This is a genomic window from Microbacterium sp. LWH10-1.2 (genome assembly GCF_038397765.1).
Classification (GTDB): Bacteria; Actinomycetota; Actinomycetes; order Actinomycetales; family Microbacteriaceae; genus Microbacterium; species Microbacterium natoriense.
In genome coordinates this window covers 259,557-282,837 of the sequence record NZ_CP151638.1, presented here as the reverse complement: position 1 = coordinate 282,837, position 23,281 = coordinate 259,557, and the positions used below count along the sequence as shown (strand labels likewise).

General features: G+C 69.7%; 25 protein-coding genes. 12 read left to right on the top strand and 13 right to left on the bottom strand.

Features of this window, described 5'->3' with window-relative positions; all coding sequences use genetic code 11:
- Nucleotides 1-116: 116 nt before the first annotated feature.
- The 3 genes from MRBLWH10_RS01185 to MRBLWH10_RS01175 all read left to right on the top strand — a co-directional run bounded on the left by MRBLWH10_RS01185 (nt 117) and on the right by MRBLWH10_RS01175 (nt 2,148).
- Nucleotides 117-887 carry an EI24 domain-containing protein gene (locus tag MRBLWH10_RS01185; RefSeq protein ID WP_341941345.1) on the top strand — a complete coding sequence of 257 codons (771 nt, stop codon included), beginning with the start codon at nt 117-119 and terminating at the stop codon, nt 885-887.
- A complete protein-coding gene (locus MRBLWH10_RS01180) occupies nt 887-1,660 on the top strand; it encodes a DNA-formamidopyrimidine glycosylase family protein (RefSeq protein WP_341941344.1) in 774 nt (257 codons plus the stop codon). The genes MRBLWH10_RS01185 and MRBLWH10_RS01180 overlap by 1 nt, the downstream gene beginning before the upstream one ends.
- 80 nt (nt 1,661-1,740) lie before the next feature.
- Complete coding sequence (locus MRBLWH10_RS01175) at nt 1,741-2,148, top strand: DapH/DapD/GlmU-related protein (RefSeq protein ID WP_105672833.1); 408 nt, start codon at nt 1,741-1,743, stop codon at nt 2,146-2,148.
- A gap of 83 nt (nt 2,149-2,231) precedes the next feature.
- Here MRBLWH10_RS01175 and MRBLWH10_RS01170 read toward each other — a convergent pair whose 3' ends face one another.
- The gene (locus MRBLWH10_RS01170) at nt 2,232-2,891 is read right to left on the bottom strand and encodes a response regulator transcription factor (RefSeq protein ID WP_341941343.1); all 660 of its coding nucleotides are present in this window, start codon (nt 2,889-2,891) and stop codon (nt 2,232-2,234) included.
- Nucleotides 2,884-4,083, bottom strand: coding sequence for a PspC domain-containing protein (locus tag MRBLWH10_RS01165; RefSeq protein ID WP_341941342.1), 1,200 nt, complete (start codon nt 4,081-4,083; stop codon nt 2,884-2,886). The genes MRBLWH10_RS01170 and MRBLWH10_RS01165 overlap by 8 nt, the downstream gene beginning before the upstream one ends.
- Nucleotides 4,084-4,196: 113 nt before the next feature.
- On the opposite strand from MRBLWH10_RS01165, the gene MRBLWH10_RS01160 reads away from it, so the two are divergent.
- The 4 genes from MRBLWH10_RS01160 to MRBLWH10_RS01145 are packed head-to-tail and all read left to right on the top strand — an operon-like array spanning nt 4,197 to nt 7,683.
- Nucleotides 4,197-5,819 (top strand): PspC domain-containing protein, encoded by a 1,623-nt coding sequence (locus tag MRBLWH10_RS01160; protein ID WP_341941341.1) that lies wholly within the window; start codon nt 4,197-4,199, stop codon nt 5,817-5,819.
- Complete coding sequence (locus tag MRBLWH10_RS01155) at nt 5,816-6,181, top strand: hypothetical protein (RefSeq protein ID WP_341941340.1); 366 nt, start codon at nt 5,816-5,818, stop codon at nt 6,179-6,181. Before MRBLWH10_RS01160 ends, MRBLWH10_RS01155 begins: the two co-directional genes overlap by 4 nt.
- Nucleotides 6,182-6,201: 20 nt before the next feature.
- Nucleotides 6,202-6,942 carry a LysR substrate-binding domain-containing protein gene (locus tag MRBLWH10_RS01150; protein WP_341941339.1) on the top strand — a complete coding sequence of 247 codons (741 nt, stop codon included), beginning with the start codon at nt 6,202-6,204 and terminating at the stop codon, nt 6,940-6,942.
- 24 nt (nt 6,943-6,966) lie between these two features.
- Complete coding sequence (locus MRBLWH10_RS01145) at nt 6,967-7,683, top strand: GMP synthase (RefSeq protein WP_341941338.1); 717 nt, start codon at nt 6,967-6,969, stop codon at nt 7,681-7,683.
- A 62-nt stretch (nt 7,684-7,745) separates the two neighbouring features.
- Here the strand turns inward: MRBLWH10_RS01145 and MRBLWH10_RS01140 are convergent, their stop codons facing one another.
- Complete coding sequence (locus tag MRBLWH10_RS01140) at nt 7,746-8,213, bottom strand: glutaminase (protein ID WP_341941337.1); 468 nt, start codon at nt 8,211-8,213, stop codon at nt 7,746-7,748.
- A gap of 75 nt (nt 8,214-8,288) precedes the next feature.
- Here MRBLWH10_RS01140 and purU point away from each other — a divergent pair, with 75 nt between their 5' ends.
- Nucleotides 8,289-9,140 (top strand): formyltetrahydrofolate deformylase, encoded by an 852-nt coding sequence (purU, locus tag MRBLWH10_RS01135; protein ID WP_105672840.1) that lies wholly within the window; start codon nt 8,289-8,291, stop codon nt 9,138-9,140.
- Nucleotides 9,141-9,338: 198 nt separating this feature from the next.
- Here the strand turns inward: purU and MRBLWH10_RS01130 are convergent, their stop codons facing one another.
- The gene (locus MRBLWH10_RS01130; protein WP_341941336.1) at nt 9,339-10,370 is read right to left on the bottom strand and encodes a DUF561 domain-containing protein; all 1,032 of its coding nucleotides are present in this window, start codon (nt 10,368-10,370) and stop codon (nt 9,339-9,341) included.
- 90 nt (nt 10,371-10,460) lie between these two features.
- Between MRBLWH10_RS01130 and MRBLWH10_RS01125 the strand changes: the two genes are divergently transcribed.
- Entirely contained in the window at nt 10,461-10,733 is a 273-nt protein-coding gene (locus MRBLWH10_RS01125; RefSeq protein ID WP_341941335.1) for a DUF6412 domain-containing protein, read from the top strand.
- A 63-nt stretch (nt 10,734-10,796) separates the two neighbouring features.
- A complete protein-coding gene (yidC, locus tag MRBLWH10_RS01120) occupies nt 10,797-11,555 on the top strand; it encodes a membrane protein insertase YidC (protein ID WP_341941334.1) in 759 nt (252 codons plus the stop codon).
- A gap of 1 nt (nt 11,556) precedes the next feature.
- Here yidC and MRBLWH10_RS01115 read toward each other — a convergent pair whose 3' ends face one another.
- The 7 genes from MRBLWH10_RS01115 to MRBLWH10_RS01085 all read right to left on the bottom strand — a co-directional run bounded on the left by MRBLWH10_RS01115 (nt 11,557) and on the right by MRBLWH10_RS01085 (nt 19,108).
- Nucleotides 11,557-12,465 carry a DMT family transporter gene (locus tag MRBLWH10_RS01115; RefSeq protein WP_341941333.1) on the bottom strand — a complete coding sequence of 303 codons (909 nt, stop codon included), beginning with the start codon at nt 12,463-12,465 and terminating at the stop codon, nt 11,557-11,559.
- A gap of 156 nt (nt 12,466-12,621) precedes the next feature.
- Complete coding sequence (locus MRBLWH10_RS01110) at nt 12,622-13,701, bottom strand: alcohol dehydrogenase catalytic domain-containing protein (RefSeq protein ID WP_341941332.1); 1,080 nt, start codon at nt 13,699-13,701, stop codon at nt 12,622-12,624.
- Between the two features lie 7 nt (nt 13,702-13,708).
- Nucleotides 13,709-14,416, bottom strand: a complete 708-nt coding sequence (locus tag MRBLWH10_RS01105; RefSeq protein ID WP_341941331.1) for an HAD family hydrolase — start codon at nt 14,414-14,416, stop codon at nt 13,709-13,711.
- Complete coding sequence (locus MRBLWH10_RS01100; RefSeq protein WP_341941330.1) at nt 14,413-15,537, bottom strand: TIGR03364 family FAD-dependent oxidoreductase; 1,125 nt, start codon at nt 15,535-15,537, stop codon at nt 14,413-14,415. The genes MRBLWH10_RS01105 and MRBLWH10_RS01100 overlap by 4 nt, the downstream gene beginning before the upstream one ends.
- On the bottom strand, nt 15,534-17,273 hold the full coding sequence (locus tag MRBLWH10_RS01095) for an ABC transporter permease subunit (RefSeq protein ID WP_341941329.1): 1,740 nt from the start codon (nt 17,271-17,273) through the stop codon (nt 15,534-15,536). The genes MRBLWH10_RS01100 and MRBLWH10_RS01095 overlap by 4 nt, the downstream gene beginning before the upstream one ends.
- Nucleotides 17,270-18,097, bottom strand: coding sequence for a phosphonate ABC transporter ATP-binding protein (gene phnC, locus MRBLWH10_RS01090; protein WP_105672848.1), 828 nt, complete (start codon nt 18,095-18,097; stop codon nt 17,270-17,272). Before phnC ends, MRBLWH10_RS01095 begins: the two co-directional genes overlap by 4 nt.
- A gap of 81 nt (nt 18,098-18,178) precedes the next feature.
- Entirely contained in the window at nt 18,179-19,108 is a 930-nt protein-coding gene (locus tag MRBLWH10_RS01085) for a phosphate/phosphite/phosphonate ABC transporter substrate-binding protein (protein ID WP_341941328.1), read from the bottom strand.
- Nucleotides 19,109-19,278: 170 nt separating this feature from the next.
- Between MRBLWH10_RS01085 and MRBLWH10_RS01080 the strand changes: the two genes are divergently transcribed.
- Nucleotides 19,279-20,022, top strand: a complete 744-nt coding sequence (locus tag MRBLWH10_RS01080; protein ID WP_341941327.1) for a GntR family transcriptional regulator — start codon at nt 19,279-19,281, stop codon at nt 20,020-20,022.
- A 205-nt stretch (nt 20,023-20,227) separates the two neighbouring features.
- Here the strand turns inward: MRBLWH10_RS01080 and MRBLWH10_RS01075 are convergent, their stop codons facing one another.
- Nucleotides 20,228-21,139: a histidine kinase gene (locus tag MRBLWH10_RS01075; protein WP_341941326.1), complete on the bottom strand. Its 912-nt coding sequence runs from the start codon at nt 21,137-21,139 to the stop codon at nt 20,228-20,230.
- 462 nt (nt 21,140-21,601) lie between these two features.
- Here MRBLWH10_RS01075 and MRBLWH10_RS01070 point away from each other — a divergent pair, with 462 nt between their 5' ends.
- The gene (locus tag MRBLWH10_RS01070; RefSeq protein WP_105672852.1) at nt 21,602-22,255 is read left to right on the top strand and encodes a response regulator transcription factor; all 654 of its coding nucleotides are present in this window, start codon (nt 21,602-21,604) and stop codon (nt 22,253-22,255) included.
- A gap of 21 nt (nt 22,256-22,276) precedes the next feature.
- Here the strand turns inward: MRBLWH10_RS01070 and MRBLWH10_RS01065 are convergent, their stop codons facing one another.
- Nucleotides 22,277-23,131: an EamA family transporter gene (locus MRBLWH10_RS01065; RefSeq protein ID WP_341941325.1), complete on the bottom strand. Its 855-nt coding sequence runs from the start codon at nt 23,129-23,131 to the stop codon at nt 22,277-22,279.
- Nucleotides 23,132-23,281: the final 150 nt, after the last annotated feature.

Below are 23,281 nucleotides of genomic sequence, written 5' to 3'. Positions count from 1 at the left end.
GCGTCCTCCGTGCGCTCCGAAGGTGTGCCCGTCCGAACGACGCTCGTCGCTTCTCCGAGCATCCGATCTGATCGGGCCGTCATCGCGATGTCGTCCTCGACGCTTACCCTGGTCACATGATCCAGGAGTTCGGCATCGGTGTGCGGACGCTGCTGCGCGGGTTCACGCTGTGGCGCACGCGTCCAGGGCTGATGAACCTCGGTCTCGTCCCCGCGCTCATCTCGCTCGCGATCCTCGCGGCGGTGCTGCTGCCGCTGGTCTTCGGGATGACGTCGATCTCGGCGTGGCTGACCCCGTTCGCGGAGGAGTGGCCCGCGCCGTGGAAGGGACTGGTCCGTGGCGCCGTCGGGTTCGTCGTCGTCGCGGCCGCCATCGCGCTGTCCACCGTGCTGTTCAGCGCACTGACGCTGACGATCGGCGACCCTTTCTACCAGCGCATCTGGCATGCCGTCGAGGTCGACCTCGGCGACCCGCCGCCTTCCGATGGAGGCGGGTTCTGGTCGGCCCTCGCCGAAGGCCTGCGCCTGGTCGTTCTCGGCATCCTGATCGCCCTGGTCGTGCTCCTGATCGGCTTCGTCCCGCTGATCGGCGGCTTCCTGGCGGCCGTGCTCGGGGTGATCCTCTCCGGTCGGCTTCTCGCTCGGGAGCTCACGGGCCGTGCGTTCGACGCTCGCGACTTCAGCCCGCTCGACAGGGCGGCGCTCTTCTCGGGCAGCAGGGCGCGGGTGCTGGGTTTCGGTGTGGCGACGCAGCTGTGCTTCCTGATCCCCGGAGGCGCCGTCGTCGTCATGCCGGTCGCCGTCGCCGCGTCGACGATGCTCGCGCGCGACATGATGGCGCGCACCCCGCTGACACCGCTGACACCCCCGGGAACTCGGCCCATCTGATGCCCGAAGGCGACACCGTCTTCCGCACTGCGAAGCGACTCGACGACGCTCTGGCCGGCGCCGAGGTCACCCGCTTCGACCTCAGGGTGCCGCGGGCCGCGACCGTGGATCTGACCGGTCAGCTGGTTCACGGCGCGGTGGCCAGGGGCAAGCACCTGCTGCTGCGGATCGGGGACAGCACGGTGCATTCGCATCTGCGCATGGACGGCGCCTGGTTCGTGTACGCCCCCGGGGAGAAGTGGCGGCATCCGGCGTATAAGGTCCGCGCGATCGTCGGCACGGCGAAGCGCGAGGCGGTCGGCGTCGACCTGGCTGAGATCGAGGTGGTGCCGACTCGCGACGAGGCTCAACTCATCGGCTACCTCGGCCCCGATCCCCTCTCGGAGGATTGGGATGCCGAGGAGGCGATCCGCAGACTCGAGGCGGATCCGAGGAGCGTTCACGTCGCCCTCCTGGATCAGCGCAATGTCGCCGGGTTCGGCAATGAGTACGCGGCGGAACTCCTGTTCCTGCGCGGAATCCTCCCCGAGAGACCCGTGCAGGACGTGGACGTCGCCGCCCTGGTGGATCTCGGTGTCAGGACGATCCGAGCGAATCGCGACCGGGCCGACCGCACCTTCACCGGAGTCAATCGTCCGGGGCAGACGACGTGGGTCTACGGACGGGCCGGACGCCCTTGTCGACGCTGCGGGACCCCGATCCGGAAGGGATCTCAGGGCGCGGATCCGACCCGTGAACGGGTGACGTTCTGGTGTCCGAGCTGCCAACGATGAGCAGCATCCCGGTTCGGGAATGAAATCGGCTGTCCCGTCGTTGTTGCTATATCCGGAGAACTCCGGACACGGGAGGAATCGTGGGCAAGAACTACGTCGACATCGAGAACGACCAGGGCGGGACGCTGCGCTACCGTAAGCACGCGAATGGCCGAGGTCTCGTCGCGCATGGCGCGAAGGTGCATCCCAAGGCGCACATCGAGGCCGGCGCCTATATCGAACCCGGCGCGCGCGTCGGCGCCGGGGCGACGATCGCGCGCGGAGCGTGGGTCGACGCGGATGCCGTGATCGGCGACAACGCGCACATCGATGCGCACGCGCACATCGGTCAGGGCGCTGCGATCGGGGATGGGGCGCATGTGGGCGTCCGCACCGAGATCGGCGCTGGTGCACGCATCGTGCGTGGAGCGCGTATCGGTGACGACGAGACCGTCGCCGCCGGTCTCACCGTTGCGACGGACCCGAAGGGCCTCTGGCTCGCGGCCTGAGCGGGCTCAGCCACCGCCGCGGGTTGCATGACGGTGTGCGTGCGTCAGAGCAATCTCCGCCGCGGGGTGCGTGACGGCACGCGTCAGAGCAATCTCCGCTCCGACGCCCAGACCGTCAGTTCATGTCGTGATGACAGTTGGAGTTTGCGAAGCACCGCGGACACATGCGTCTCGACTGTCTTGATCGAGATGAACAGCTCGGACGCGACCTCCTTGTAGGCATAGCCTCGCGCGATCAGTCGCATGACCTCCTGCTCACGCGACGACAGCCTGTCGAGTTCATCCTGCGCGGTGGCGGTCTCCCCTGCGACGGCACCGAACGCGTCGAGCACGAAACCCGCGAGCCGAGGCGAGAACACCGCGTCCCCGTCCGCCACTGCGCGCACGGCGCTGCTCACCTCAACGCCCGACGAGCCCTTGGTGATGTACCCCCGGGCTCCGGCACGGATCACGCGAACCACGTCTTCCGCGGCATCCGACACGCTCAGCGCGAGGAAGCGGGCGGTCGTCGACGTGGAGCTTCGGATCACCTCCTCACCGCCGGTCGCATCCGTACCCCCACCCCCGGGGAGATGAACGTCGAGCAGCACGACGTCGGGGCCGGTCTCGCGGATGACGGCGATCGCCGACGGGACGTCGGCTGCTTCTCCGACCACGTCGACCGTCGCATCGAGATCTGCGCGAAGACCGGATCGGAAGATCGAGTGGTCGTCGACGATCACGACGCGGATGGCCTCAGCCACGGTTCTCTCCTGGGGTCGGGAGGTGCAGATGGATCTCGGTGCCCTTGTCGTCGCTGCGTACGGTTCCGGTACCGCCGTACCGGCGCATGCGTCCGACGATCGACTCGCGCACCCCGAGGCGATCGCTCGGCACCTCGTCGAGAGCGAACCCTGCGCCACGATCTCTGATGAACACATCCACCCCCGCCGCGCTGCCCTCGATGTAGACGGAGATCTCCCCGCCGGCGTGCCTGGCCGCATTCAGCATCGCCTCCCGCGCCGCGGCGGCGAGCCCTCCGCTCGCTCGTTCGGCTGAGAGGCCCGCCGACACGACGTCGATCCGCACCGGGAAGTCGAGTTCGAGAGCACCCGCATAGTCCCTCAGATCGGTGGGCAGATCGCTGTCCGCCGGGGCATCGCCGTCGTACAGCCACGCTCGAAGCTCCCGCTCCTGCGCTCGAGCGAGCCGCGCCGCCTCACTCGACGCTCCTGCCCTGTTCTGGATCAACGCGAGCGTCTGCAGCACCGAGTCGTGCAAGTGCGCAGCCATCTCGCTGCGCTGCTCCTCGCGGATGCGGCGCACGCGTTCGCCGGTCAGCTCCTTCCACCGATGGATGAGCGTCGACGACAGCACGGCGAGCAGACCGGCGAGCGGCAGCAGCACGAGGGCGACGCTGGCCTCGCCTGCGGGCCGCATGAGCAGAAGGGCGAAGAGGAGCGCGAGGAGCAGGACCGCCAGCGCTCTGACGATCAGAGTATGCCGCGGTCCGCGGTCCGCGTCGGTGCGGTCGAACAGCGTCGCCCACAGCCCTGCCCCCGCAGCGAGCGAGGTCGTCGCGGTGACCACCACCGCGGCCTCACCGGCGGACACCCCGCCGAGCCAGCTGCCGCCGATGCTCCACGAGAGCACGACGATCACGCCGACAGCCGCCGGGGCGAGGAGCATCCAGGCCACAGGCGCTCGCCTGGTCGGAGTCTGCTCACCCTCGGCCCACGGCATGAACGCCCAGAACCAGAGGTAGAGGAGTAGGCCGGCCCCGCCGGACAGCAGCAGGACGACGAACAACGCGCGCACCGTCCACAACGGCGCACTGAGATGCCTGGCCACTCCGGTGCTCACACCGGCGACGACGCACTCGCGATCGCGCACCAGCGGAGGGCGCGCGGGCGCGGAGACCTGGGGAGGTCGTGCAGACGCGGCCGAAGAGGACATGACGACATCCAATCATCCGCGACGACGATCCGAGCCTCCAGTCGACGACAATCAGGGTCCGCTCAGGGGTTCACCCCATGGAACCCGGCATCCGATGTCGAGAAGATCGATGCATGACGATTCCCACAGAGCCGCCACCTGCGGCAGCGGAGACCGACGACGAGGCTGCAGAGGCTCTTCCCTCTGACGCCGCCCCCGATCCCTCTCCCGCCGCGACTCCCCCGGCCTCGGACTCCTGGACGGGAACGGCCGCCGGTGCGCACACCGCCCCTCCTCACAGCACCGATCGATTCTTCCTCTGGGTATCCGGCCTCGGCATCGCCAGGACCGATGGGTGGCTCGGCGGCGTCGCCGCGGGCATCGCCGTCCGCCTGCGCATCGATCCGCTGATCGTGCGCGGCGTGCTCGTCGTCGCCGCCCTCTTCGGATTGCCGGTGATCTTCCTCTACGCACTGGCGTGGGCGCTCCTGCCTGACTCGGACGGACGCATCCACACCCGCGATCTGCTGCGGGGCGACTACCAGCCCGTCCAGATCGGCATCCTCGCGATGGCCGTCATCGGGCTCATCCCCACCGCCCCCATCACCGGAACCGTCTTCGGTCTCGGCTACGCCGGATGGTCTGCGCTCTCGCTGATCAGCTGGCTCGTCGGACTCGTGATCGTCGCCGGACTGCTCTTCCTCATCGTGCGTGCCGCAAGCCGCACCCCGGGTGCCGCTGCGCCGGATCTGCCGATGGCTTCCGCAGATCCCGCCGCCCCGGGCGCGCCCGTCACCCTCAGCGACTCGGGTACCGCTGAGGGGACGGGCGCCACTCCCTCGAACCTCGCACCGCCCGCCGCCGCCCCGGATCGCCCGGAGCCTCCGGGCGCACCGGTGGCGAACGACCCCGAATCCCTCGCGGCGTGGCGAGCTCAGCATGCTGCGTGGAAGGAACAGGACCAGGCCTGGAGACGCCAGCAGCAGGATGCCGAGCGTGCCGTGCGCGACCAGCTGCGCAGAGAACGTCAGGCTGAGGCGGCGGTCTTCGCCACAGAGGCCGCTGAGCGCCGACGCGTACGCAGGGCATCGAATCCTCGAGCGAGCTTCGCCTACGTCGCCGCTGTCATCGGGCTGGCGATCGTCGCCGGTTCCGGCGTCACGCTGTTCACCCTGCAGAGCGGGCTCGGCGAGGCGGCAGGAGCGATCGGTCTCCTCTCGGCAGCTCTGATGCTCGCCCTCGGGATGATCGTCGCCGGCGCCTGGCGCCGACGCAGTGGCTTCCTCGCCTTCGTGACAGCGCTCACACTCGCCGCGGGCCTGATCACCGGGAGCGTCGCGTCGTTCTCAGACCTCGCTTTCGGATCGCGGGGAATCTCGAATGTCGCCGCTCAGACGATCAATCAGCCCTTCGGCGACCTCTACATGACGCTCATGCCCCATGACGACGGCCCCCGACCGCTCGTGGTGAACAAGGGCTCGGGCTCGACGCAGATCGACCTCGAAGCCGGGGTCCGGCTTGATCTGAAGGCCACGGTCGGCGCGCTCCCCGTCGAGTGGGTGCGCATCGACGACGAGACCGGCACGGTGGTCGACAGCGGCATCTGGACGTCCGCCGACCGGCACGGTTCACAGACGCTGAACACCAGCGTCGTCGCGGACCGAGGTTCGATCACCACCATCCAGCCTGTGACCATCACCCAGCGATCGGGCAGCATCACCGTCACGATCCATGAACCCGCAGAGGAAGAACGATGAGCACCGACGAGTACACGGCACCGCCCGTGCCGACCGTGGCGCTGGAGCCTCCCGCGGCCGCGACCGCCACCGTGGTTCCCTCCCCCGCCGCCGCGATGGCAGCGGCGTCCGCCCCGGCCCCTCCGCGTACACGCTGGGCGGCCATCATCTGGGGAACGCTGTTCGCCGTGATCGCGGGCAACGCGATCTTCCTCCTCGCCGACGATGCACGGCGTGAAGGGATCGCGGGATGGATGCTCGATCTCACACCGATGACCGTGACATCCTTCGCTCTGCTGGTCGCGGGCGGGCTTGTCCTCCTCCTCGGCGCGATCGGTCTGATCCGCCGCGTTCAACGACGTGCGGCATCCCGAACCCCCTAGTCCGGGGATACCCTGGTCTGATGGCGAAACAACCGCGGCGCCCCTCGCGTCCCCGCGGCCCGGCCGGGCCCGTACGCAAGAACAAGGCGGCTCCGGCTGAACGCTATCCTCCGAGCAAGCCCCCGAAGAAGACGTCTCCGGTGGTGTTCGACGCGCAGGACCTCACGACCGAGGAGGCACGCACGTTCCGCCTCGGCGCCGTCGCCGGCGCGACCCCGGGCAAATGGATCGATGCGTGGAAAGACCGGATGCCCAAGGTTCCGCTCGAGCTCGTGCCGATCACGGTGTCCACCCAGAAGTCCGCGATCGACGAGGTCGACGCGGCGCTGGTGCGACTGCCGCTCACCGATGATGCTCTTCACGTCATCACGCTGTACGACGAGCTGCCCGTCGTGGTCGCCGCAATCGACTCGCATCTCCTCGCCGCTGACGAGCTGACCTCGTCCGACCTCGACGGCGAGGTCGTGATCCCCCTGCTCGACGACGCCCTCAGCCAGCTCGACCTACCCGGTACGACTCTCGCCTCGTTCGCGCCGCTCTCCGCCGAGAACGCGATCGAGACCGCAGCCTCCGGAGCCGGCATCGTGGTGGTGCCGATGTCCATCGCCCGACTGCACCACCGCAAGGACGTCGACTACCGCATCCTCACCGACGGCCCGATCTCGACGGTCGCTCTCGCCTGGCCCCGCGATCGCACAACAGCCGACGTCGACACCTTCGTCGGCATCGTTCGAGGCCGCACCGCCAACTCGTCGCGCTGAGCCCGCGCTCAGTAGAATCTCCGAATGGCCTCGCTTCTCTACGTCTGCGTGCGCCCGGAGACCGGGGCGGCGGATGCCGAACACGCATCCTTCCGGCGCGCCCTCGGGGTCGACGTAGTCGACCGCCTCAACCTCCTCGACGAGCCGCTCGACCTCACGCGCCTCGCCCGCTACCGCGGCGTCGTCATCGGAGGGTCCCCTTTCAACGTGAGCGACGCCGCGAAGTCGCCGCTGCAACGTCGGGTCGAAGCCGATCTCGAACGCCTCGCCCAGCACTCCATCGACGGCGGGATCGCGGCGTTCTTCACCTGCTTCAGCATCGGCGTGGTCACACGGATGCTCGGCGGAGAAGTCGCGAACGACACCCCGGAGTCGGCGAGCGCCACCGTCATCGAGACCACACCCGAGGGCGACGTCGACCCGATCTTCGGTCCGAGCGCGCCGGCGCTCACGGTGTTCACCGCGCACAAGGAGAGCGCCGTCGCCGTCCCCGAGGGCGCCGTGCTGCTCGCCACGAACGCGACCTGCCCCGTGCAGGCGTACCGCGTGGGCGCCCACCTGTACACGGCGCAGTTCCACCCGGAACCCACCCCGCGCGACTTCGCCGACCGGATGACGTTCTACCGCACCACCGGCTACTTCGACCCGGACGAGTTCGATCTCGTGCAGGGCCAGGTGCTCGCGGCATCCGTCACCGAGGGCGCGGCACTGCTTCGACGATTCGCCGAGCACTTCGCCTGAGCAACCGGCACTGGGCCCTGCTCCGATGCCACGATCGCCTCAGACAGAACCACGGACTCCGCTCAGCGACCCGCGTCGCGCAGCAGCTCCACGCGCTCGCGAAGGTACGCCTCCAGAGGCATGAACCCGCCCGCCGCGCTCCATCTCACGGACGGCACACCGTCGATCGACGCCAGCGGACCGGACGCACCGCCGGCATCCACGGCATCCACGTCGATCACGGTCCAGCCGACGTGCGCGACGTCGCCCTCGCCGAATCCGCCGCGCAGGGCCAGCGCCCGCCGCTCCGCCCGATCGCGCGCCGACTCGGCGGTGAACCCCCGACGTCCGAGCTCCGCAGCCCGCAGCACCTCGGCCGTCGCGAGCGCGTGCGACTCGGTGAGCAGCAGCACGCCGAGGTGCCAGGCCTCGCCGACCCTCACGATGCGGTGCCCTCGCCAGCGCGACTCGCGCTCCTCGCCGAGCCCCTCCTTCGGCGCGCCGGAGAGGGCGCTTCGGGCGTCATCGAGCAGCTGTGCGGCAGTGTCCACGCCTCCAGGTTAGGAGCCGATTCGCCCGGTCGTCGCATCCACGGCAGAATCGTTGCACACCCTCGAGGAGCCCCCATGTCTCAGCCAGATACCGCCCGCCTGCTCATCGCCTGCGACGATCAGCCCGGCATCGTCGCCGCCGTCGCCGGCGTGCTCGCGGAGCACGGGGCCAACATCATCTCCCTCGACCAGCACTCCACGGACTCCGAAGGCGGACGATTCTTCCAGCGCACCGTCATCCACCTGCCCGGTCTCTCCGCCGCCAGGACCGCCCTTGAAGCGGACCTCGAGAAGGTCGCCGAACGGTTCGGCATGGAGTGGTCGCTGCACGACACCGCTCGCCGCAAGCGCGTCGCGATCTTCGTCTCGAAGTACGACCACTGCCTCATGGAACTCCTGTGGCGCACGCAGCGCGGCCAGCTCGACATCGACATCACGATGGTCGTGTCGAACCACCCCGACCTCGCGGAGTCGGTCCGCTCCTTCGGCGTGCCGTTCGTGCACATCCCCTCGGGTGACAAGCAGCTCATGGAAGAGCGGCAGCTGGAGCTGCTGCGCGGCAACGTCGACCTCGTCGTCCTGGCCCGCTACATGCAGATCCTCACCGACGACTTCATCGAGCGCCTCGGCGCCCCGGTGATCAACATCCACCACTCGTTCCTGCCGGCGTTCATCGGCGCGAACCCCTATGCCAGGGCCAAGGACCGCGGCGTCAAGCTCATCGGCGCGACCGCGCACTACGCGACGGCCGACCTCGACGAGGGGCCGATCATCGAGCAGGACGTGACCCGGGTGACGCACTCCGAGTCGGCCTCCGAGCTGCAGAGCCGCGGCGCCGACGTCGAGCGCCTCGTCCTCGCCCGCGCTGTGCAGTGGCACGCCGAGGACCGCGTCATCGTGCACGGCCGCTCGACCGTCATCCTCTAGCCCGCCCGCCTCCGCGCGCACGCGTCGTCAAGGCGCGAGGGGTCAGAGACCGCCGCCTTCGAGGGCCCACACCCGACCGTTCTCGACCCCTCACCTCGTGCCAAATGTGAGGGGTCGGAAAACGTCGCCTCACGGCGTCCACACCCGACCGTTCCTGACTCCTCGCTCGCACGCGCCGCACGCGCCGCACGCGCGCCCTCAGCGCACCGGGACTCCCGCCACGAGTTCGGCGAACGCCTCGGATGCCGTGGCGTAGCGCGCGAGCGGGGCGGACTGCCCCATCCAGAGCGACTGGAGCTCCCCGAGGTTCTGCTCCCCCGCGGCGGCGCGGAACCGCCCGGTGAGCCAGTTCTGCATCGGGAACGGCGCGATCGTGCCGCTTGCCTCGATCGCCCTCATCGCCCTGTTGCGCGCCCCGCGAGCGAGACGACCGCTCATCGCCCTGGTCAGCACGGTCTCGTCGGCCGCCGTCGCGCGGATCGCATCGCGATGGGCATCGGTCACCGCCGATTCCTCCGTCGCCAGGAACGCCGTGCCGATCTGCACCCCGGAGGCGCCCAGCGCGAAGGCGGCGGCGACGCCGCGACGGTCGGCGATGCCGCCTGCCGCGATCACGGGCACGTCGACGGCATCCACCACCTGCGGGAGCAGGGAGAAGAGTCCGACGAGCGATTCCTCGGCAGGCCGCAGGAACGACACTCGGTGCCCCGCGGCCTCCGCCCCGGTCGCGACGATCGCATCCACCCCTGACCCGGCGAGCGCCACCGCCTCGCCGACGGTGGTCGCCGTGCCCACCACACGGATGCCGCGGCGATGCGCGTCGTCGACCAGCTCGGCTGACGGCACCCCGAAGACGACGCTGAGCACCGCGGGGGCGGCCGCGAGGATCGCATCCGTCTGCTCCTCCAGCGACGGCAGGTACTGCGCGGGGCGCGGAGGCACGTCGACGCCGACGGCCTCGTAGAAGGGCGCGAGGGCCTGCGCGAAGATCGCGTGCTGCGCGTTCGGCTCGACCTCGTCGCCCGTCGGCAGCCAGATGTTCACGGCGAACGGCTGGGCCGTCGCGTTCCGCAACGCCGCGATCGTGGCACGGATCCTGTCGGCGTCGTAGCCGTACAGCCCGTACGATCCGAGTCCTCCCGCCTCGCTGACGGCGGCCGTGAGCGGCACGGACGACAGCCCGCCGAACGGGCCGAGGACGATCGGATGCGCGACGTCGAAGAGGCTCATGCTTCGACGTTACGCCCGCAGCGCACAGCCGCGGCGGAGTATGACCGTTCCCCGCACGCGGTGATACCCTCGGCTCGGAGAGGGGTGCGCATGAGCGAGTGGATCAGCCAGATGCTGGGCTTCGTCGCGACCGCCCTCGGCCTCGTGTCCATGCCCGATGCCGCAGCGCTCGGTCTCGCGATCGCCCTGGTCGCGCTGGCCGCCCTCACCATCGCCCTCGCCCTGGCCGTCGGGCCCGCTCCGGATGCCGATGCTCCACACCCGCTGCGCGCCATCGACATCGGCGCGCTGCTGAGTCAGAGCGATCCGGATGCCGCAGGCCACCCGCGCCCTCGTGCGCCGGGAGTCGCCGTCGCCGCGTAGTCCGTCTCTCGTACGGGACTGCGCGGTCTTCGCCGACCCTTCCCGCACACGAACGGACCCCTCTTGGACATCTTCGCCTTCCCTCCCCTGACCTGGCTGCTCGACGCGGCCTACGGCGGCCTCGCCGGACTCTCGACCATCCTCACCCCGCTCGCCGGAGCATCCGCGGCCGCCCTCGCGGTCGTGCTCGTCACCCTGCTGGTGCGCGCCCTGCTGATCCCTGTCGGGATCTCCCAGGCGAAGGCCGAGCAGACCAGAGCGCGCCTCGCACCGCGGCTGCGCGCCCTGCAGCAGAAGCACAAGAAGAACCCGGAGCGGCTGCAGAAGGAGATGCTGGAGCTGTACCGCTCCGAGAACACCTCCCCCTTCGCGGGCATGCTCCCCGTGCTCGCTCAGGCGCCCGTCGTCGGCATCCTCTACACGCTGTTCCTGCGGCCGGAGATCGCCGGGCACCCCAACGCCCTGCTCGAGCACGACCTGTTCGGCGCACCGCTGGGCACGAGCCTGCTGCACATGCTCACCGCGGGGCCGTTCCAGCTCCCCACCCTGCTGGTCTACGGCGTGCTCATCGCCATCATGATCGTGATCGCCGACATCACCCGGAGGGTGTTCCGCCCCACGCCGGTCGACGACTCTCCGCTGTCCTCCCCCGGGATGCTGCGCATCATGAGTGCGATGCACTACCTCACCGCGGTGTTCGCGGTGTTCGTCCCGCTCGCGGCGGCGCTGTACCTGACGGTCACGGTGGCGTGGACCCTCGTGCAGCGCGTCGTGCTGCGCCGGCGGTACCCGCTTCCGGAGGCGGCTCCCGCGCGGGTCTGACTCAGTCGGGAAGAGGGATCGGCGCCGTGAACGGCCCGTCGGGGCGCCGATCCCTGCGCACGCCGAGGGTGGTGCCGACGCTGGCCGCGATCACGAGGCCCACCGCGAGCATCCGCAGCACGGTCGCGTCCTGTCCGAGCACCAGCCAGCCGGCGAGGGTCGCGAAGGCGGGCTCGAGGCTGAGCAGGATGCCGAACACGCGCTGAGGCAGCCGCCGCAGCGCCGCCAGCTCGAACGTGTACGGGATCACCGACGACAGCACGGCGGTGATCGCGGCGAGCACGAGCAGATCCGGCTCCCCCGCCACCACGAGGGACGTGGGGACTCCGACCGGGAGCAACAGCACGGCCGCGACGACGAGACCGATCGACAGTCCGCTGGTCCCGGGGATCAACGCGCCGACACGGGCGCTCATGCGGATGTACATGGCCCAGAAACCGGCGGCGATGAGGATGAACACGACCCCGAGCGGGTCGAGAGGTTCGGCGCCGACCATGCCGTCGACCCCGAGCAGCGCCATGCCGACGAGGGCGATGCCGACCCACACGGCATCGGCGAGCCGTCGGGTGAGCACCGCCGCCAGCACGAGCGGTCCGACGAACTCGATCGCGACGGCGGGACCCAGGGGGATGCGGTCGATCGCGGCGTAGAAGAATCCGTTCATCGCCGCCAGCGACACACCGAACAGGACGGCGGCGATCCACTGCTGTCGGCTCCAGCTGCGCGGGCGCGGACGCACGATGACGAGCAGCAGGAGCGCGGCGATCGCGACCCGGAGAGACGTCACGCCCCAGGGCCCGAGCTTCGGGAACAGCTGCGCCGCGACAGCCGCCCCGAAGGGCAGTGAGGCGCAGGAGCCGACGACGAGGGCGACGCCGACGAGAGGGCGGGACGACGCTGGCTGCTGCACCCCTCCAGCCTAGGGGCGGGCCCCGGAGCCGCGCGCCCCGGGAACCGTTTCGACTCGCTCCGCTCGCTCAACGACCGGGTGAGGCGTGCCCCGCGGCCGTGCGCCCCGGGAGCCCGTCCGGGCGCGCTCCGCTCGCTCGACGACCGGGTACCGGCGTCAGCCCGGCACGAGTCCGATCCGCAGCGGGGCTCCGGGAGCGGATGCCGCGGCCAGCGCCTCGTCGAGCTCGCCCAGCGGACGGATCTCGCCCACCGCGTCCGCGAACGGATAGGCGCGGCCCCGGCCGGAGAGGAAGGCGACCGTCTCGGCGAGCTCCGCGCCCGTGTAGTTGTGCACCCCGGCGATCGTGACGAGCCTGCGGACGATGCTCTCGGCGTCGAGGGGAACAGGCTCTGCGGGGAACACACTGCCCACGAGCACGACGACGCCGCCGACGGCGACCCCGTCGATCGCCTCGGCGACCGCATGCCCTGAGGCTTCGATCACGACCTCCGGGTCACGGTCGAGGGTCGTCGCACCGAAGGCCGTGGCCAGCGCCTGGCGCTGCGGGTTCGGGTCGCGCACCTCGACGAGCGCTCCCTGCTCCGCGGCGATGGCCGCGGCGGAGAGTCCGACGAGTCCCGCGCCGTGGATCCGCACGGTCGCCCCCTCGAGGCTGCGGCGAGCGCGGGCGACCGCGGCCCAGGCGGTGGCGGTCGCGCACGCTGCCGGCGCCAGCACCGACGCCGGCAGCGTCTCCGGCACGCGCGCGATGGCCGTGCCCTCGCGGAGCTGCACGTGGCTGCCGAACGCGCCCGTGAGGTCTCCGTGCACCCCGATCCGGTCGTGGCCGTACTTGCCCAGCGACCGGCACTTCTGCGTGAGGCCGGCGAGGCAGCGGTCGCACGTTCCGCACGACACCGTGACCGACCAGACGACCCGGTCGCCGATGCGCAGCGGTGTGCCGTCGACGGCGAGCGCCCCGGCATCCCCGAGCGCGATCACACGACCGACGCTCTCGTGCCCGAGCACGAGGGGTGTGGGCGCCGAGCGGCGCCCTTGCACGGTGTGCACGTCGGACCCGCAGATCGTCGACATCTCGACCGCGACCAGCGCGTCGCGGTCGCCGAGGGCCACGCCCGGCACCGCGATCATCTCGTGCGGGTGGCCCTCGCCGATCCAGACCATGGCCGTGGCCGCCGGGCGAAGCGCGATGTCTCTGCGGTGGCCGGGCGGGCGAATCAGCAGCGTGCCCATGTCCGGCTCAGACGCGGGAGGCGAGAGGGAGCAACCCGCGCTCGGCGAGCACGCCACGCAGACCCGTGACGTCGGCGAGAACCGCGTCGGCGCCCGCGGCGGACAGCGCCCGGTGATCGTGCGCTCCGCTGAGCACGCCGGCGACGAAGCCCGCGCCCGCGCGGCGACCCGACTCGACGTCGCTCGTGGTGTCACCCGCGACGGCGACGGCCGACACCCGGGTGGCGCCCGTGCGCAGCAGCGCCGTGAGCACGAGGTCGGGGGCGGGGCGTCCACGCCCGGCGTCCACGGGAGACAGCGCGAGATCGACGAGGTCACCCCAGCCCAGTCCGTTCAGCAGCACATCGCGCGTGACGGGCGCGAAGCCGGTGGTGAGCACGACCGCGAGACCGGCATCCTTCAGGTCCTGGATCGCGTCGGCGGCGCCGGGGATCTCGGAGACCCCCTGCTCCGCGACGATCTCGGCGTAGGCCCCCTCGAACTCGGCGGTGGCGCGGGCTGCGGCCAGCGCGTCGCCGCCCGACAGGTGGGTGAAGACGTCGATCTTCGACTGCCCCATGGTGACGCGCACGTAGTCGAGGGCCTCGGCCCACGGCATCCGATCGGCGACGCCCGTGCGCTCGGCTGCGCGCTGGAACGCCTGCTCGACGACGCCGTCGTCGAGCACCGTGGTTCCTGCCATGTCGAGGACGGCGAGTTCGAGAGGAGTGGTCATGATGTTCCTTCCATTGCGGGTGCCCACCCGAAGGCGGCGGTGAGATTCTCTTCAGCGAGCCCCAGACCCGTTGTCATTCCGATGCCGGTGGTCGCGGCGAGCACCAGCACCCCCTCCTCAGGACGTTCGACGAGGAACTCCTGCGGCCCCTTGGCGTAGACGCCCTGCCAGCGCTCGATCACGCGGGGCTCCGGCATGTCGAACAGCGCCCGCGCCTCCGTCAGGAACGCGTCGAACGCGGACTCCGGCTGGAAGGGCGGAGGCGCCGCCGACGTGGCGTGCGAGTCGCCGATGATGAGCGTGCCGTCCGGCAGCTGCGTGTACATCTGGTTGAGGTCGATCGCCGCGAGATCGGGCCGCTCGGCGTGCAGGCGCTCGCGCAGTGCCGCGGCTTCGGCGGATCCGGCGAAGCGCCCGTAGCGCACGAGCGACCACCCGGTCAGCAGCGGGGCGGCGAGCGGATGCCGCAGCGTCACCGCCGCGCGCATCATGTCCAGCGCGCAGCGCTCTACGCCGACGCGCTCGGCGATCTCGGGCAGCAGCTGATCGAGATCGTGATTGACCGCGACGACGATCTGCCCGGCCTCGATCGCGCCACGGGTGGTGCCCACCCGCCCCGCGGCGATCGACGTCACCGCCGTGCGGAAGAGGAACGAGACGCCGAGGTCGGCGAGATGACGGACGATCGCGGATGCCGCGGTGCGGGGATCCGTCTGCAGATCCGTTGCGATGTGCGCTCCGCCGAGAAGACCCTCGGGCCGGAGCGGTGCGAGGCGCAGCAGCTCGTCGGCATCCAGCATCCGGATGTCGTCTCCGTCTGCAGCCTCCAGCACGGCCAGCTCGTCGCGGTGCCGGGCGGCGACGAGCGTCCCCGACTCGCGCAGCCAGAACCCCGCGTCGCGCGACAGCATCATCCACAGTTCTCGCGAGAGGTCGGCGTAGCGGCGGGCTTCGCCGGTCTGCGCGCCGATGCAGAGGTGCCCGAAGTTGCGGATCGTCGCTCCGACCGGTGCATCCGCCCGGTCCACGACGGTGACGCGCAGCCCGCGGCGCACGGCGGCGTACGCGGCTCCGAGTCCGACGATGCCGGAACCCACGACGACCACGTCGGCGCGGCTCACCGGAATACCTTCCGCATCCACATCGCGAGCCCCTCGACGACGAGCACCGTGGCGAGGATCATCAGCACGATCGCGGTGACCGTCTCGTACCGGGAGCCCTGGCTGGCGTTGAGCAGGTAGTAGCCGACGCCTCCACCGCCGACGATGCCGAGGATCGTCGCCGCGCGGATGTTCGTGTCGAGCATGTAGAAGCTGTGTCCGATCAGCGCACGGGTGCCCTGCGGCACGGTCGCCGAGGTGTAGGTCTGCAGGCGGGTCGCCCCGACGGCGCGCAGCGCGCGCTCCGGGCCACTGTCGACCTCTTCGAAGGAGTCCGCGATGAGCTTGCCGAGCAGCCCGATGCCGCCGATGGCGAGGGCGATCACTCCCGCCTGCGGTCCGAGACCGGTGATCACGACGAGCACGATCGCGAGGATCAGCTCGGGGATGCCGCGGATGCCGACGAGCAGGAAGCGCGCGACGCCTCGCGCACCCCTGCTCGGCGCCACATTGCTGGCGGCGAGCGAGCCGAGCACCAGGGACGGGAGCAGGGTGAGCACGGTGGCCGCGAGGGCGATCGCGACCGTGTCGCGCATGGCGACGATCATGACGGTGGCGTCGTAGTTGCCGAAGGACGGCGGCCAGAACTTCGCGGCGACCTCGGGGACGCGCCCCCAGAACGTGACGAAGTCGAGCCAGTTGATGTCGCTGACGACGACGCCGCCGATCACGACGAGCACGGCGACGGCTCCGGCGATCGTGTGCCGCACGCGCTGGCCGGTCCACGGTCGGCGCACGGCCGTCTGCGGGCTCGCGGCCCATGCTGCTCGCACCTCCGGCGCTGCGGGGGTGCGGCCGCCCAGGCGGGGGTGCACGATGCGGTCGATCCACGAGCGCGTCTGCTGCTGCTGTCCGAGCATCGCGCCGCGCACCAGGCTGGATACGATCTCCATCACGATGCAGAGCACGAAGATGACCAGGGCGATGCCGAGGCCCTTGCCGTAGTTGAGGGCCTTGAACGCGTAGGACATCTCGAGGCCGAGTCCGGCGACGCCGACGTAGCCGAGCACCACACTGCCGCGCAGGTTGATGTCGTTGCGGTGCAGCACGGTCGCGACCCAGCTGGGCAGCACCTGCGGCAGGACGCCGGAGGTGAACTCCTGCATCTTCGACCCGCCCGCGGCCCGGATCGCGAGACGGGGCCCCTCGTCGATCTGCTCGATCGCGTCGGCGAACATCTTCGAGATCATGCCGATCGAGTGGATGCCGATGGCGAGGATGCCGGGGAGCGTTCCGAGCGAGAACATGAGCACGAACGCCATCGCGAGCACGACGTCGGGGATGGCACGGGTGAGGACGCCGATGAAGCGCGCGGCGAGACGCCATCCGTTGCCGGGGGTCGTGTTCGATGCGGCGAGGTATGCGATGGGCACGGAGAGGACGGCCGCGAGCAGCGTCCCCGTGAGCACGAGGCCCACGGTCAGCGCGATCAGCCAGATCAGGTCTCCGGCCTCGGGGAAGGAGAGACCGCGCACACGGGCGAAGAAGTTCTCCGCGTTGCCCCAGCTCTCCACCATCGCCGGGATCGAGATGCCCACCTCGTTGACCGCGAGGATGCCGAGCACGACCAGTGCGACGAGCGTGAGGGATGCCGCGATGCGCTCCGGAGAGATGCGGGGCCGCGGGGCGCGTTCGGAGACGGAGCCACGAGGCCCCTGGGTCGCGGCCCCGGTCGGGGCGCCGGTGAGGGTGGTCACTGCGCAGCCACCTCGGCGACGGCATCCGCGAGTTCGACCTGCACGGCCTGGATCTCGGCGGTGGTCGTCGCGACCCGCCCGTAGATCTCCATGACCGCGGCCTTGCTCAGTCCGTCGGTCACGGTGTCGAGCACGATCTCGCCGTGCCGCAGGCCGACGATGCGGTCGGCCCAGGAGATCGCGAGGTCGACCTGGTGCAGGCTGCACACGACGGTGAGACCGGCATCCGCCGCGATCTCGCGGATCAGCGCCATGACCTGGTCGCTGGACTCGGGGTCGAGGGACGCGACGGGCTCGTCCGCCAGCAGGATGTCGGGCTTCTGCATGAGGGCGCGGGCGATGGCCACGCGCTGCTGCTGTCCGCCCGAGAGGGTGTCGCTGCGCTGGTAGGCGCGGTCGAGGAGACCCACGCGGTCGAGGTGTTCGAGCGCCTGCAGCTTGGCGGCCCTCGAGTAGCCCCACAGGCCCAGCCGCGGGCCGCGCACCGTGGAGAGCGATCCGGTGAGCACGTTCTCGAGCACGGTCAACGACGGCACCAGCTCGAACTGCTGGAAGATGAACCCGACGCGGCTGCGCAGCCGGCGCAGCGCGCCGCCCTTCAGCGCGGGGACCTGCTGGCCGAGCACCTCGACCGAGCCGGAGGTGGGGACCTCGAGCCCGTCGAGGTGGCGGAGCAGTGTGGACTTGCCGGAGCCGGAGAGCCCCAGCAGCACGACGATCTCGCCCCGGGAGACCTGGAGCGACGCGTCCTTCAGCGCCGTGGTCGACCCGAAGGTCTTCGTGACGCCGTCGAGGCGGATGAGGGCATCGGATGCCGCGTTCATGTCAGATCTCCTGTATGAGTCGGTCCCGGCCGTCGAGCGGGTCGTGACCTCGCTCGACGGCCGGGTGCGTGGCTCAGGGCGTCAGCCCTGGCACTGCTCCGCTTCGGTCTTCTTGCAGATGTCGCGGATGAGGTCGTAGTACTTGTCGTCGACCGGCTTCGTGGCGTAGAACACGCTGCGGAACGAGTCCGTGTCGGCGCTCTTGATGCCCGCGGCGATGATGTCGTCGATCGTGACCTCGGCGAGGCCGTCGCTGAGCTTCTTCGTGACGTCGTCGGGGAGGGTCGAGGAGTAGACCAGCGGAGCTCCGGGCACCATGGTCTCGTCGATGACCTTCACGGCGTCGGACTTCTCGACCTCGGAGTCCTCGGCGAAGCCCGCCTCGCACTCGACGCCCTCGCCGACCTTCTGCACGCTCACGTCGTGCTTGCCCGCGAAGACGGGGGTGATGTCGGTCTTCGGGTCGATGCCGGCCTTGAGCAGGTTGTACGACGGGAAGAGGTAGCCGGAGGTCGAGGACGGGTCGACGAAGCAGACCTTCTTGCCCTTGAAGTCCGCGATGCTCGAGATGCTGCTGCCCTTGGGGACGATCGCCTGCGAGTAGTAGCCGGGCTCCTGACCCTCTTCGGTGACGATGGAGGAGATGGGGGTGAGCTTGGCGCCGTTGGCGGTGGCCGTGACGTAGGTGAAGCCCGAGAACGAGGCGACGTCGATCTTGCCCGCGACCGCGGCCTCGATGAGAGCGGCGTAGTCGGTGGACTCGTGGTACTCGACCGTCTTGCCGGTGATCTTCGCGATGTAGTCCATCAGCGGCTGGTAGTTGGTCTCGGTGTCGACCGAGTCGGGGACGACGCCGAAGACGAGGGTGTTCTCGTCGACCGCGTAGCTGGAGGTCGCGGCTGCCTCGTCGGTGCCGCCGTTGCTGGTGGCGTCGGCCGAACCGGAACAGGCGGCGAGGCCGAGGGCGAGGACCGCGGCGCCGGCGAGGGCGGGGAGAGCACGGAGCTTCATGAGGACCTTTCGGGTGTGTGGGGGTTGATCCACGGATGACTCTCTCAGGTCACGAGCCGAGAAAGGTACCTAACTTGCAAGAGTTCAGAGGTCGTTTACCGAGGGTTCTCCCGGATGAACACCGGAGAAACCTCTCGCTCCTCAACGACCTGACCAAGTAGTATGCCTATGTGGCAGAAGCTGTGTACACCCAGATCGCCGACGAGCTGCGCACCCAGATCGCCTCCGGCATCCTGCGTCCGGGCGATGACGTTCCCACCGAGGCCGAACTGGCCGAGCGCTGGAGCACCTCGCGCGGCCCGATCCGCAACGCCCTCGCCGCTCTGCGCGGCGAGGGGCTGATCGAGACCAGCCGCGGTCGCCCCGCGCGCGTCGTCGCGCGAAAGGCGAGTCAGGCCGTCGACATGTCCGTGCCGTTCACCCGCTGGGCGCGCGACCTCGGCGTCACTCCCGGCGCGCAGACGCAGGAGCTGAGCCTGCGGCGCGCGGGCTCCAAGGCCGAGCTCCTCGGGGTCGCTCCGGACGACACCATCGTCAGCGTCGTACGGCTGCGGTCGCTGGACGGACGCCCGACCATGCTCGAGCGGCTCTTCTACACGGAGGTCGCCGGGCGGCGGCTCTTCGAGGTCGACCTCGACAGCGTGTCGATCACCGAGTACCTCGCATCCGTCGGGCATCCGATCGTCGGCCTGCAGCACGTGATCGACGCGGTGGCAGCGGACGAGCAGGATGCCGCGTTGCTGCGCGTTCCGCAGGGGACTCCGATCCTGCGCCTGAGTCGCATCTCGAGGGATGCAGACGGGCGCATCTTCGAGGCGTCGGAGGACCGCTACCTCAGCGAGGTGGTGCGCTTCACGGTCGCCGCATCCGGGATCTCGACGGACGGGCACTACATGCGCGCGGTGGGCGGATAGCCGCCTGATCGGGACGTGTCCCGTACACAGAACGCGATCGCGAGCGCAGTGGTTTCAGAAGCCTTAGAAGATCGCGCTCGCGATCGCAGCGCTGGGGACGCTTATTCTGGGGAGATTCCAGGATAGGTCGCGTGAGGGTGCCCTCAATAGGGACGTTCGTTCAGACTTGCCTAGACTTTCGTCTAGGTCTTGATTGAGGCGCTGATCAGGCCATTGGCAGTCTAGCGGCAACCTGCCATGCGCCGTCGACCTCACCCGCCGTGAACTCGCCGCTCGCTCCGAGCACGCGCTCGGCCATGCGGTTGAGACCGGTACCACTGGAGGGGAGATCCCTCCGTGGGGTCGTCGGCATCGGACTGCTGATCGTCAGCGCGGCCGAGTCGTCGTCGATGTCCAGACTGATCGCGACCTCACCCGGGCCGGCGTGCTTGAGGATGTTGGTCGCCGACTCTCGGACGATGCGCGCGAACGCGATCTCCGCGACACGGGGGATGCGCTCATCCCGGGGGTCGCCGGTCGCGACGACGGGGTGGCCTGCGGCCTCGATCTCTGCCTTCGCTTCGTCGACCGCCGAATCGAGGTCGCCCGTCTGCATTCCGGCAGAGCGGGGTCCGTCGTCGGCGAGTTCGATCACGAAGCGCAGATCGGCCATGGCCTTGCGTGCGGCGACCCGGATGGCCTCCTGGGATTCGGAGGTCATGGTCGGGTCGTCGAGCATCTGCACGTGCAGGGCGACCACGGTGAGGTGGTGCGCGATGCTGTCGTGGAGTTCTCCTGCGATCCAGCGCCTCTCGGCGAGGACGGCCTCGTGCTCCTTCTCGACCTGCACGACGAGCTCGCGCTCGAGTCGGCTTCCTCTCTCGGCGCCGAGCCGCAGCGCATAGCCGATGGCGCCCGACACGGCGGCCAGGATCATCTGGACACCGACGTTCACGGGCACCCCCGTATCCCCGAACGCGATGAGCGCCGAGGACAGGAGGAAGACTCCGATGTAGGAGAAGATCAGGGACCCCCTGCCCAGTCGCATCACCATTCCGGCCGCGACTGCGGCGGCGGTGAGGACCTGGGTCTCGGTTCCGCTGAGAAAAGAGAGGCCGAAGATGACGGCCAGTGCCACGGTCGCCCAGACCGGGGACCACAGATAGAGAGCGAATACTGAGGTGGAAGCGATACTGATCAGCACTGCTCCCAGTTGCGCAGGAGGAGGTAGGAAGAGTCCGATGACATCGATCGAGACGACGATGCCGATGGCCGTGAGGATGACGATCCTCTCAACGGCTCCCAGCCTCTCGCCGCGACCAACCCGAAGCACTCCGGGTTCTTCGCGAACCGACTGGTCAAACGCCATGGTTCACTATCTCCTTTTAGCCAGGTACGCTTAGCGATAGACACCAAAGATCATTCCAACACGCTGCCAAAAAGTCATAGTAGTTCACCTCCGCAGATTGTTCTTTCGTCTAGGTACCTATTGATCTTCTCGGCTCCGCTCGGCGCGCACATCTGCCTTGAGTCCAGACCTCACTAGACAAAGGTCTAGATCTGCCCCTGACCTCCCGGCCAGCGCCGATAGGCTTCCCTCATGCCGGACATCCGCGTGCTCATCGTCGACGACGACCCTCTCGTGCGCTCCGCGCTCTCCCATTTCGTCGCGAGGGATCCGGCGATCGATGTCATCGGGCAGGCGGAGAACGGCCTCGAGGCGATCGCGTTCATCGAGAAGGACCAGCCGGATGTCGTGATGATGGACGTCCAGATGCCCGAGATGAACGGCATCGAGGCCACCGCGGCTATCGCCGATCGGTGGCCGGGGGTGCGGGTGCTCGCCGTCACCACCCTCGACGGCAGCGACACCGTGCTGCCGATGCTGAGCGCCGGCGCCTCCGGCTACCTCCTCAAGGATTCGAGCGCGGAGAGCATCGTCACCGGCGTGCGCGAGGTGCACAGCGGCGCGAGCTCGCTGTCGCCGCGCATCGCGTCCCTCCTCGTCAAGCACGTGCGCAGCACGGAACCGCTCCCCGGCGACACGGAGCTCGAAGAGCTCACCGAGCGCGAGGCGGAGGTGCTCGAACGCCTCGCCCAGGGCATGTCGAACTCCGAGATCGCGCAGTCGCTGATCGTGTCCGAGGGCACGGTCAAGGCTCACCTCGGCCGCATCATGGCGAAGTGGCAGGTGCGCGACCGCGTGCAGATCCTCGTCACCGCAGCGCACGCGGGGCTCGTCGACTTCCGCTGAGCCCTCACGCCGCGACCTCGCCTACAGCGCGAGCAACACGATGCCCGCGACCACGACGACCGATGCGCCGAGTCTCCAGCCAGGGCGGTCCTCCTTCAGCACGAGCACCCCGAACAGGCTCACGAGCACCACGCTCACCTCGCGCAGCGGAGCCACCAGCGCGACGGGAGCGATCTGGATCGCCGTCAGGACGAGGATGTACGACAGCGGAGACAGGACGCTGAACGCCACGATCCGCCTCCACTGCGTGCGCCACAGGGCCGCGACGGCATCCCACCGCCTGCGCACGCCGAGCGTGTAGAACGGGATCTCCAGCACCATCGTGCCGACCATGAACGCGACCGGCGACAGCGACCAGGTGCGCACGGCGTTCGCATCCCAGATCGTGTACGCCGCGATCGCGACGCCGGTGAGCAGCCCGAACACGAGCCCGAGGTCGAAGACCCGATCCCCGCCACGGTCGACCAGCCCGATCGCGACGACCCCGACGATCACCGCCGCGACGCCGATCAGCGCGACGACGGACGGGCGCTCCCCGAGCAGCAGCACCGCGACGATCACCGACAGGAACGGCCCTGTGCCCCTCGCTGTGGCGTAGACGGTCGAGAGGTTGCCCTCCTGGTACCCGCGCTGCAGCACGGCCATGTAGACGACGTGCAGGGCCGCGGAGACGCCCACGCCGAGGAGGAACCCGCCGAGGTCGTCGGTGCCGAGCCCGCCCGTGAACGGGATGGCTCCGATCCAGAAGGCTGTTCCGCCGACGGCTCCCCACCACAGGAACGGCACCCCGGCACGACTCACCCCGTGTGCGATCACGTTCCAGGCGGCGTGGGACACGGCCGCGGCGAAGACGAGGACGAAGGCGAGAGAGGACATGACAGACCCTTCCATCCGCCGCGGGCGCGACGAACAGGGTCCTCCGGGCTTTTGTCCTGTCAGATGACGGCTCTCCTGCGGAGAAGAGCCGTGGCGCCGCTCGGACCAGACGGGACGGACCCCGGAACCCTAGGCGCTATCGCGGTACAC

Excerpts from the sequence above, each read along its gene's own strand:
- purU (WP_105672840.1), top strand. The coding sequence starts at position 8,289 with ATGTCTCAGCCAGATACCGCCCGCCTGCTCATCGCCTGCGACGATCAG.
- phnC (WP_105672848.1), bottom strand. The coding sequence starts at position 18,097 with ATGAACGCGGCATCCGATGCCCTCATCCGCCTCGACGGCGTCACGAAG.
- MRBLWH10_RS01145 (WP_341941338.1), top strand. The coding sequence starts at position 6,967 with ATGGCCTCGCTTCTCTACGTCTGCGTGCGCCCGGAGACCGGGGCGGCG.
- MRBLWH10_RS01165 (WP_341941342.1), bottom strand. The coding sequence starts at position 4,083 with ATGTCCTCTTCGGCCGCGTCTGCACGACCTCCCCAGGTCTCCGCGCCC.
- MRBLWH10_RS01150 (WP_341941339.1), top strand. The coding sequence starts at position 6,202 with ATGGCGAAACAACCGCGGCGCCCCTCGCGTCCCCGCGGCCCGGCCGGG.
- MRBLWH10_RS01160 (WP_341941341.1), top strand. The coding sequence starts at position 4,197 with ATGACGATTCCCACAGAGCCGCCACCTGCGGCAGCGGAGACCGACGAC.
- MRBLWH10_RS01125 (WP_341941335.1), top strand. The coding sequence starts at position 10,461 with ATGAGCGAGTGGATCAGCCAGATGCTGGGCTTCGTCGCGACCGCCCTC.
- MRBLWH10_RS01185 (WP_341941345.1), top strand. The coding sequence starts at position 117 with ATGATCCAGGAGTTCGGCATCGGTGTGCGGACGCTGCTGCGCGGGTTC.
- MRBLWH10_RS01180 (WP_341941344.1), top strand. The coding sequence starts at position 887 with ATGCCCGAAGGCGACACCGTCTTCCGCACTGCGAAGCGACTCGACGAC.
- MRBLWH10_RS01065 (WP_341941325.1), bottom strand. The coding sequence starts at position 23,131 with ATGTCCTCTCTCGCCTTCGTCCTCGTCTTCGCCGCGGCCGTGTCCCAC.
- MRBLWH10_RS01085 (WP_341941328.1), bottom strand. The coding sequence starts at position 19,108 with ATGAAGCTCCGTGCTCTCCCCGCCCTCGCCGGCGCCGCGGTCCTCGCC.
- MRBLWH10_RS01070 (WP_105672852.1), top strand. The coding sequence starts at position 21,602 with ATGCCGGACATCCGCGTGCTCATCGTCGACGACGACCCTCTCGTGCGC.
- MRBLWH10_RS01155 (WP_341941340.1), top strand. The coding sequence starts at position 5,816 with ATGAGCACCGACGAGTACACGGCACCGCCCGTGCCGACCGTGGCGCTG.
- MRBLWH10_RS01105 (WP_341941331.1), bottom strand. The coding sequence starts at position 14,416 with ATGACCACTCCTCTCGAACTCGCCGTCCTCGACATGGCAGGAACCACG.
- MRBLWH10_RS01130 (WP_341941336.1), bottom strand. The coding sequence starts at position 10,370 with ATGAGCCTCTTCGACGTCGCGCATCCGATCGTCCTCGGCCCGTTCGGC.
- MRBLWH10_RS01110 (WP_341941332.1), bottom strand. The coding sequence starts at position 13,701 with ATGGGCACGCTGCTGATTCGCCCGCCCGGCCACCGCAGAGACATCGCG.